Here is a 9,240-nt window from a genome sequence, read left to right as displayed (position 1 = left end):
CGGAGGTTTTTTTATGTTCGGAATAAAACGAGTCCAGATGCTTCTGCGTGCCACTATCTGAGACTCATTATTTCAAAAGCTAATCCACATCTTGGTCGATAGCGTATTTTATTGCAAGACCGCAAATTGCCATCATAACGAATGGGATCGCGGCAGTGGTGTATTCCGCCCACGCCATATCAGCGAATGCTTTTGCCAGCAGTACGTGGCCGAGAATAAGCAGAAGCGCACACACAATAGCGACAATAATCAGCTTAACTTCATTTCCCATAGTCATTTTCAACATAACGGTATCTCCAATATTTGGTCTACCGTTATTGAATCACAACTCTTTGGTCAATTAGGCGTACAGTTACCCCACAAACAACCCGTACAGTTGGAATGATTGTCTTTTTTATGAGGGACTTAAGGTTTTACGAGTGCGTAAGTTGATGTGCCAGTTTGCCAAGCCAGATGAGCGCCTGTTCTTTCTCTTCTGTCAGTTCATAAGAGAAGTTCAATCGTATCGCGTTATCCACTCTGCCATGCTCACTAAACAGATCGCCAGATGCAACGCTAATACCTTGTTCGATAGCCAGTTGATGAAACTGTTGGCTGTCGAATTTTTCAGAAAAGCGAATCCATATCAAGTAACCACCAGCCGGCTCTTCAATCTCTATTGAATGCGGAAAGTACTGCTTAATGACATCGATAAATCGCTCTTTCCTGACGACAAGGTTTTTACGCAGTTTACGAAGGTGATTGTCGTAGCTTTCATGCGTTAAGAAATGAGCGACACCAAGTTGAACAGGAGCGCTACTCGATAACGTAGAAAGAAGCTGTAACTTTTGAATCGCGTCGTTAAAACGCGTGTTCACAACCCACCCTACTCGATAACCAGGACACAAACTTTTTGAATACGACCCACAAAGCAAGACGGAATCGGTCTTATCGAAGGCCTTTAGTGGCTTCGGCTTATGCCCTTCGTAATAAAGATCGCCATACACGTCATCTTCAATAATGTAGGTTCCATGCTGTTCTGCAATCTCTACCACACGGCGCTTTGCCTGTTCCGACAAACTGGTTCCCGTTGGGTTTTGAAAAGTCGTCATCAGCCAACACGCTTTAACATCTTGGTTTTGTAGCGCGTTTTCAAACTGCTCTATATTCAACCCATTGATTGGGCAAACGTCCACTTCGATAGGGTTAAGCCCGAGCCTCTCGACAGCCTGCAGAGCACCATAGAAGGCGGGAGACTCAATCACGACGTTATCACCCGACTTGGTGACCGTTTGCAGGCTCAAGTTGAGCGCTTCCATAGCACCCGACGTAATCACGATGTCTTGATGATTAACCGTAATCCCTTGCTGCAGATAACGCTGTGCGATTTGCCTTCTCAAGGACTCACTGCCCGGTGGTAAATTATTTATCACACTCGCGCCAGTCATCTTCCTACCCGCGCTGGCAAGGTTTCGAGTCAAGGTAGGTAACGGGAAGAGGTCGGGATCTGGGAATGCAGAGCCGAAAGGAATCACACCTTCGGCTGAACTCGACTTCAAGAAATCAAATAAGCGGTCATTAATGGCTTTCTTTTCACTAACGAGTGGCTGTGCGTAGTCAACGCCGTCCAGCCTTGGCGCTACAAAGTAGCCCGACTGAGGTTTAGCGATGATCCACCCTTCGCTTTCTAGCAACTGGTAGGCTTGTAAGACAGTACTATTGCTGACGTTGTAATTTCGACAACTCATGCGTACCGAAGGGATCTTCTCTCCGGATCGCCACGTATTGTTGGCTATCTGAGTTCGAATATCCTTTGCAAGCTCTTCATAACGCGCCATCTAATTGTACTACCTAGAGAAATTCTGTGAGCCGGTGATTTTATCACTTACGCCAACAACTATTGCTGCTATCCATATGATCGCACCTAATTTCCACAATAGTGTGAATTGGTTCACAGATAACTTTGTAAGCTTTGCTAAGTTTGTACCCAAGGTAGGAGCTAAGTTGGCTTTCTACCTCAATAATTTGATGTAACCCAAAAACATGCGAGATAACAATGAAAAAAATAGAAGCAGACCAATTAAGTTATAAAGGAGAGTCAAACGGTGTTCACAGTTGGACAACACCGAGCGGTCAGCCATATTACTGGCACCCAGATTGGCTCCATATTGCTGAAGATGCGACAGGCTCACATCCAAAGCAAAAGATCGATGTCGAACAAGACCAAGCACCAACGGAAAAACACGCGGTGTCTGCTATTCTGAAACACATCAACCAATGGGCTGCAGACAAACTAGCGTCTCACCCTGAGATTGAAACCGGCTCAATCGAAGCTGAAATCAATCTCAAAAAGTAACGGGTTAAAGTAGATAGCGAACTCAATCACGCGCGATTCTAACCCAATACACAGACTGAATAGCCTCGACCCTCGACCGGGGCTATTCAAGTATCTTCATAAAAATGCTGCAATAACCCCCACCTAGCTAACAAATCTCTAACACAAACCAGTTTCTTGTATCAATCCACGAAAGCTATCGATAGAATTTTCGGTCTTATTCACGTCAGTTATGCTAATTATTCGCAATTCTAAAGTCGTGAATCAATGAATGCGTAAATCTAATAAGAATGAGAACAAAGGCTTACCGATGGATACTTCAAATTACAATCAATCGCTAACGACTAAGTTATACGTCATTGCTGGCGTGCTGTTTGGCACCTATGGCAGTCGGGTGTGCCCTATGCTCGATAGCTTAACGACGTTAGAGATTTTCACACAAGTCAGTATTGTGTTTATCTTATTATGGCTCGCACGTCGTTACCCATTGGCGCAACATACCTTGGTCAAGCAAGGCCGATTCGCGCAACTCGATACCCTGCTATTTTTTGCTGCAAGTGTGCCTTTCGCGCTCTACTACAACTTAAGCTATGAATTCACCATAGATAGTAATTTGAAGGTGCTGTTTGGCATGAGTCTATTCGGCTTCTTTACCGGAACCATTCTTCAATTGAATGCCAAGCTCAGCCAAATGGATAAAATGGAGACGACTGGACAATTCGACTTCCAACTGGTTGGTGAAAGAAGTTCACTGGTCAAGCAGATGATAGGCTTGGTTATCGTGCTTCTGGTAACACTGACGACTATGTTGACGATGATTGCTGTCAAAGACATCTTCTGGTTAGAACATAACCCTGACCGCTTATTGGATGGCACCGGCAAGATCAGCGTGATCAAAGAGTTTATTTATTTGGCTGTGGTACTGGGTGGCTACGCGATAACCATCATGACGCTTTGGAGCAAGCTAATTAAGCGTATTCTCCTAAGCCAAGAGCACGCATTAAACAAAGTCACCAATGGCGAGCAAGGCGTTCGCTTACCTATTTTCGGCTACAACGAGCTTGGCTCAATGGCATCTATGACCAATACCATGCTTGATAGCCTTGAAACCGCGCAAAACGAAGTCAAAACCACACGTGACGTGGCCATTGTGAGCTTATCGGCATTGGCTGAATCTCGAGACAATGAAACGGGCGCACATATCCTAAGAACTCAAGAGTACGTCAAGGTGCTCGCACAAGAGCTCAGCAAATCAGAAACCCACTCAAGCTTGTTAACTCCAAACTACATCGAGTTGCTCTACAAATCTGCGCCTTTGCACGACGTGGGCAAAGTAGGTGTTCCTGATAGTGTGTTATTGAAGCCGGGCAAATTGACGGACGAAGAGTTTGAGATAATGAAAGGTCACCCCGCGATTGGGGCTGAAGCGTTATCTATTGCAGAAAAGCAGTTGGGAAGTAGCTCTTTCTTAAGAGTCGCAAAGGAGATATCTCTGACTCACCACGAGAAATGGAATGGCAGTGGTTATCCTAATCAGTTGTCTGGTGAAGATATCCCGTTATCTGGCCGTTTAATGGCATTAGCTGATGTTTATGATGCGCTCATCTCGAAGCGAGTCTACAAGCCACCCTTTACTCATGAACAAGCTAAACAGATCATCTTAGAGGGCAATGGGACGCATTTTGATCCGCAAGTTGTCCAAGCTTTTCTGGTCGTCGAACAAGCGTTTGTTTCAATTGCTGCGACCTACAAAGATGGCAAAAATGTAGCGAGTGAACTCGAGCGCGAAAGCTTTATTGCTCAACCAGCGTAATCTATTCAAAATCCACTAACTTCTTGCACCCTATAGGTTAATCCGTAGAGCGTTTTGTTATCAAATATCCTCTTTAGTCAATAAATCTGATTGAAATGGATTTTTTTTGGTCTTTCTGTTCACTTCGTATTGTCTTAAAAATTCCATACAGGTATAACTACCCATAGATACTATCCCCTCTCAATTGACATGGATGAAGATTATGTTTGAAAAAGTGTTAGCTGCTCCCGCCGATCCTATCCTCGGCCTTACTGAAGAGTTTAAAAAAGACTCTCGTGCAGAGAAAATCAACCTTGGCGTTGGCATCTACAAAAATGAAGATGGTCAAACACCAGTACTTAAAACAGTAAAGAAAGCAGAAGCTGCACTTCTTGAAAACGAAAAAACCAAATCTTACCTAACGATTGAAGGTACAGCTGAATACGGTCTAGCGGTTCAGAAACTTCTTTTCGGTTCAGACGCAGAGATCGTTGCATCTCAACGCGCTAAAACAGCACAAGCTCCAGGTGGTACAGGTGCACTTCGCGTAGCGGGTGAATTCATCAAGCGCCAACTGGGCGAAGTGAAAATCTGGATCAGTAACCCAACTTGGGCTAACCACAACGGCGTTTTCGCAGCTGCGGGTATCGAAACTGCTCAATACAGCTACTACAACGCTGAAACTAAAGACAAAGACTTCGCTGGCATGGTTGCTGACCTAGAGAAAGCTTCTGAAGGCGATATCGTTCTTCTTCACGGCTGCTGTCACAACCCAACAGGTATCGACCCAACAACTGAAGAGTGGGAAGTTCTTGCTAAACTGGTTGCTGAGAAGAAACTGCTTCCTCTATTCGATTTTGCTTACCAAGGTTTTGCAAAAGGCGTTGAAGAAGATGCTGCTGGCCTACGTATTTTTGCTCAATACAACAAAGAGATCCTTGTTGCTAGCTCGTTCTCTAAGAACTTCGGCTTGTACAACGAGCGTGTTGGTGCATTCACTCTGGTTGCTGAATCAGCAGACGTAGCAACGACAGCATTCTCTCAAGTTAAGAGCATTATCCGCTCTATCTACTCTAACCCACCAGCCCACGGCAGTGCTGTCGTTACTCACATCCTTGGTGATGCTGATCTACGTGCTGAATGGGAAGCAGAAGTGGCAGAAATGCGTGACCGTATCCAAGAGATGCGTGAACTATTCGTAACGACACTGAAATCAGAAGGTGTTGATGCAGACTTCACATTCATCGAACGTCAAAACGGCATGTTCTCGTTCTCAGGTCTAAGCAAAGAGCAAGTAACTCGCCTAAAAGACGAATTCGCAATCTACATTGTTGGTTCTGGCCGTATCAGCGTTGCTGGTATGACTAAGTCAAACATGGGTCCTCTATGTAAAGGTATCGCTGCGGTTCTTTAATCGAAAAGCGAAACCTGTATTTGCAGACCAATAGATGTGTAAAAGCCAGCAATTAAGCTGGCTTTTTTGTGTCTGTCTCTTTGTATATAAGAGCTATTAGTGCACTTAGCCTTTTCGTTACTGGCTAATACTCTAGGAAAAATTCCACTCCTAGCTCGTGAGTACGCTCGCTACGAATTTTACCTTCACCATCTCGATGTTGATATGACCCACCAATCGCAAACTTATTGGTCACTAGATAACGTAAACCTAAGTGATAGACCTCTTCATCAAACAGGTCACTTCGATTCACTTGCACACTCCCGTTAGCTATCCAACGTTTCGCAAAGCCATAGTTAAGCTCAGCTTTTACCCCTTGGATGAACTCAGTGTCTGAAGATTCAGTTCGGTTGGTGTCATTATCTTCAACCTTACCTTTTGTGATACCAAGCAGGTAGTAAGCCACTATATCTAAATCTTTCTTAATGCTGTAACGGTAACCAACACCTGGCATCAGCGTATCAATTCGAGTTGTGGTGTCATCAGGGTGAATAAAGCGTGCGCTGTAGTCTCCCAGCAACAACCAATCATCCGTCATCGCGTAACTGACGCCTAATCCATACGACGAGGCGTTATTATTACTGCCTGCATCTTCATTTAAACTGCCCGAATGCGCCGTGGCATAAATATGGTCGTAATCTAAAATATCCACCGCGTTAGTGTCCGCCCACAAACTTGGAGAAAACATAAAAACCGCAGATACAAAACTAAGCTTCCACTTCGACATTCCTATCATCCTTAAACTGTCACTCCATTAATTGAAAGGTTAGTCTATCCATAAGACTTTAAAAAGGTTTTAGCTCACAGATTGATTTGTGACGGCAAAATATTATCAAATGTTGTACCATGAAATCATACAAACCAATGGATGATCATTATGGATGCTGAGTTATTAGAGATTCAAAACTTTCTGGCACAATACCCCCCTTTCACAGAACTCCCTGAGGAGATGTTGGCGAAAGTGACCAGTAGCGTGGAAATTTCTTATTACCGCCAAGATACCCCTATCATTCACTTTGGTGATCAAATTCATGACTTATACATCGTTCGAAGTGGCGAAGTCGAAGTCTACCGTCGTAAAGGCGAACTCTATAACCGCCTTGATGAAGGCCACTTGTTCGGGCAAATGGGTCTACTGACCAACAACAAGGTTCGTTTCCCAGTAAAAGCGACCGAAGATACTCTTCTCTACTGCATTCCTGAGCCAATTTTCCAAGAGCTCTACGACAACTACGACTCCTTTGCAGATTTCGTAGAAGTAGAAGACAACGCCCGTCTTCGCCAAGCAAACTCAAGTAATAACGATGCCAACGATCTCACGACATCCAAGGTAAAAACGCTACTGACTAGCGAAGCGCCGATGATCGAGAAGACTCGTACGATACAACAAGCCGCGACGATGATGGCCGAAGACAATGTCTCTTCCCTGCTGATCATTGATCCAGAAATCGTTGAAGATGATGAAGATGACTCAACACCCGTGATTGGCATCATCACCGACCGAGATTTATGTACTCGCGTTTTAGCTGAAGGGCTTGACCCATCGGATGAAGTCTCTAGCGTAATGACACCTGAGGTTATCTCTCTCGATCACAATGCTTACGTATACGAAGCTATGATGACCATGCTTCGCTATAACGTGCATCATTTACCAGTGCTTAAAGATAAGAAGCCGATTGGTATTATCGAAGCGACCGATATTGTTCGTTATGAGTCTCAAAACTCGCTATTATTGGTAAGTAGTATCTTCCAGCAACAAAGTATCGAAGATCTGAAGGTGCTTTCCGAGCAAGTAAAAGACAGCTTTGTGCGCTTAGTTAACGAAGATGCCAACGCCCACATGGTGGGTACTGCAATGTCGGTAATTGGTCGTAGCTTTAAGCAGCGAATTATCGAACTGGGCGAAGAGAAATTGGGCAAGTCGCCTATTCCTTACTGTTTCCTCGCACTGGGCTCTATGGGGCGTGATGAGCAGCTGCTGGTTACCGACCAAGATAACGCAATCATTCTTGATGATACCTACGACGAGAAAAAGCACGGTAAATACTTTGAGGAGCTGTCGACCTTTATTTGTGATGGCTTAGATCAGTGTGGCTATGTGTATTGTACTGGCGATATCATGGCGACTAACCCAACGTGGCGTATGACTCGTCGACAATGGGAAGAGTGCTTTGCCGATTGGATTGATGATCCAAACCCGAAAGCACTGTTAAATGCTTCAATCTTCTTCGACTTAGATGGCGTTTATGGTCGTCTGAAATGGGCCGAGCAATTGAACAGCTTTATTGTTCGACGCGCACGTAAGAACAATCGCTTCTTGGCGTGCCTTGCACGTAACGCACTCAACCGTACACCTCCGCTCGGCTTCTTCAAAGATTTCGTGATGGAGAAAGATGGCCGTCACAACAACTCTATCAACCTTAAGCGTCGTGGTACTGCGCCACTCGCCGATTTGATTCGTGTTCACTCGCTCGCGGTAGCGTCTCGCTCTAAGAACTCGTTCGAACGCTTAGATGACATTATTGACGCCGGTATTCTGCCAAAAGGCCGAGCTCAAGATTTGAAAGATGCGATGGAGTTTATCTCTCTGGTTCGTATTCGCCACCAAGCACACGATGTCGACAACAACATCGAGCCTGATAACAACATCGAGCCAGAGAACCTGTCTGACTTCGAACGACGTAACCTAAAGGATGCATTCCAAATATTAAGTAATGCGCAAAACTTCCTTAAGTTCCGTTATCAAGCCAGCAACAAGTTTAAGTAGGGCCTATGAACAAACTATTCAGATCACCTGCGGTCGATTGGCCATTTAAGTTTGCTCAGAAGCTTGAACGAGCGAGAGACGAGCGCTTAAAGCACTTTTATAGCCAGCCTCTTCCTGCGCCTGATACGCCACTTTCAGAAGTGATGTTTTTGGCTGTCGACTTTGAGACAACGGGGTTAAACCCAAACAAAGACGGCATCATTACCATTGGTTTAGTGCCATTTACGCTCAATCGCATCTACTTGCGACAAGCCAAACACTGGACTCTAAGACCAAAACAGAAACTTGAAGAAGAGTCTGTCGTGATTCATGGCATCACTCACAATGACATCATTGATGCGCCAGACCTTAGCGAAGTGTTGGGCGAGATCTTAGAATCAATGGCGGGACATATCCCTGTGGTTCACTATCGTCGTATCGAACGTGACTTTTTGGACAATGCATTGAAAGTGCGACTCGGTGAAGGCATTGAGTTCCCAGTCCTCGACACGCTGGAGATTGAATCTCAGATCCAAAATAAACTGGCTGGCGGCTTGTGGAACAAGCTGAAAGGTAAGAAGCCAGCTTCAGTGAGACTGGGTCAGAGTCGTCGTCGATACCATCTGCCCGACTACACGCCGCATCATGCATTAACTGACGCTATTGCGACCGCTGAGCTACTCCAAGCGCAAATTGCTCATCACTTTGACTCTGAGATGCCTCTGAAGAGTTTCTGGCTCTAGCTGAGTTACGTAAGCTAAATACAAACACAAAGCCCATCAACTTTCCATTGGTGGGCTTTTTCATTTTTATCGTCTGTGTTTAAGCAACGGTTGGCCCGACTAAGCGCATTTCCCATAAGCGTTTAAACATATTATAACGTCACACCGCAGCAGTTCCGCTCTAATGGACGTCGAAAATCGTGATCGCTATTT

At 44.9% G+C, this 9,240-nt stretch carries 8 protein-coding genes; 5 read left to right on the top strand and 3 right to left on the bottom strand.

Features of this window, described 5'->3' with window-relative positions:
* Nucleotides 1–79: 79 nt before the first annotated feature.
* Nucleotides 80–286, bottom strand: coding sequence for a hypothetical protein (locus tag AB4493_RS18845; RefSeq protein WP_004734707.1), 207 nt, complete (start codon nucleotides 284–286; stop codon nucleotides 80–82).
* A 127-nt stretch (nucleotides 287–413) separates the two neighbouring features.
* Nucleotides 414–1,817 carry a PLP-dependent aminotransferase family protein gene (locus AB4493_RS18840; RefSeq protein ID WP_017065418.1) on the bottom strand — a complete coding sequence of 468 codons (1,404 nt, stop codon included), beginning with the start codon at nucleotides 1,815–1,817 and terminating at the stop codon, nucleotides 414–416.
* A gap of 218 nt (nucleotides 1,818–2,035) precedes the next feature.
* On the opposite strand from AB4493_RS18840, the gene AB4493_RS18835 reads away from it, so the two are divergent.
* From AB4493_RS18835 to AB4493_RS18825, 3 genes are all read left to right on the top strand, one after another.
* On the top strand, nucleotides 2,036–2,335 hold the full coding sequence (locus AB4493_RS18835; protein WP_017060414.1) for a hypothetical protein: 300 nt from the start codon (nucleotides 2,036–2,038) through the stop codon (nucleotides 2,333–2,335).
* 250 nt (nucleotides 2,336–2,585) lie between these two features.
* Nucleotides 2,586–4,127, top strand: coding sequence for an HD-GYP domain-containing protein (locus AB4493_RS18830; RefSeq protein ID WP_136974827.1), 1,542 nt, complete (start codon nucleotides 2,586–2,588; stop codon nucleotides 4,125–4,127).
* 202 nt (nucleotides 4,128–4,329) lie between these two features.
* Nucleotides 4,330–5,520 carry an amino acid aminotransferase gene (locus tag AB4493_RS18825; protein ID WP_017065416.1) on the top strand — a complete coding sequence of 397 codons (1,191 nt, stop codon included), beginning with the start codon at nucleotides 4,330–4,332 and terminating at the stop codon, nucleotides 5,518–5,520.
* Nucleotides 5,521–5,644: 124 nt separating this feature from the next.
* Here the strand turns inward: AB4493_RS18825 and AB4493_RS18820 are convergent, their stop codons facing one another.
* Entirely contained in the window at nucleotides 5,645–6,286 is a 642-nt protein-coding gene (locus AB4493_RS18820; RefSeq protein WP_017068768.1) for an outer membrane beta-barrel protein, read from the bottom strand.
* Nucleotides 6,287–6,436: 150 nt separating this feature from the next.
* On the opposite strand from AB4493_RS18820, the gene AB4493_RS18815 reads away from it, so the two are divergent.
* Nucleotides 6,437–8,326, top strand: a complete 1,890-nt coding sequence (locus tag AB4493_RS18815) for a DUF294 nucleotidyltransferase-like domain-containing protein (protein ID WP_017066062.1) — start codon at nucleotides 6,437–6,439, stop codon at nucleotides 8,324–8,326.
* Between the two features lie 5 nt (nucleotides 8,327–8,331).
* Entirely contained in the window at nucleotides 8,332–9,048 is a 717-nt protein-coding gene (locus AB4493_RS18810; protein WP_017060409.1) for a 3'-5' exonuclease, read from the top strand.
* The last annotated feature ends 192 nt before the right edge of the window (nucleotides 9,049–9,240 follow it).

The sequence above is a fragment of the Vibrio sp. 10N.222.55.A1 genome (assembly GCF_041473835.1).
Lineage (GTDB): Bacteria > Pseudomonadota > Gammaproteobacteria > Enterobacterales > Vibrionaceae > Vibrio > Vibrio crassostreae_C.
The sequence above is the reverse complement of the archived record's forward strand: the minus strand, read 5'-3'. Positions and strand labels throughout refer to the sequence as shown.

Coding starts and splice junctions, on each gene's coding strand:
- AB4493_RS18845 (WP_004734707.1), bottom strand. CDS start 286: ATGTTGAAAATGACTATGGGAAATGAAGTTAAGCTGATTATTGTCGCT.
- AB4493_RS18840 (WP_017065418.1), bottom strand. CDS start 1,817: ATGGCGCGTTATGAAGAGCTTGCAAAGGATATTCGAACTCAGATAGCC.
- AB4493_RS18835 (WP_017060414.1), top strand. CDS start 2,036: ATGAAAAAAATAGAAGCAGACCAATTAAGTTATAAAGGAGAGTCAAAC.
- AB4493_RS18830 (WP_136974827.1), top strand. CDS start 2,586: ATGCGTAAATCTAATAAGAATGAGAACAAAGGCTTACCGATGGATACT.
- AB4493_RS18825 (WP_017065416.1), top strand. CDS start 4,330: ATGTTTGAAAAAGTGTTAGCTGCTCCCGCCGATCCTATCCTCGGCCTT.
- AB4493_RS18820 (WP_017068768.1), bottom strand. CDS start 6,286: ATGTCGAAGTGGAAGCTTAGTTTTGTATCTGCGGTTTTTATGTTTTCT.
- AB4493_RS18815 (WP_017066062.1), top strand. CDS start 6,437: ATGGATGCTGAGTTATTAGAGATTCAAAACTTTCTGGCACAATACCCC.
- AB4493_RS18810 (WP_017060409.1), top strand. CDS start 8,332: ATGAACAAACTATTCAGATCACCTGCGGTCGATTGGCCATTTAAGTTT.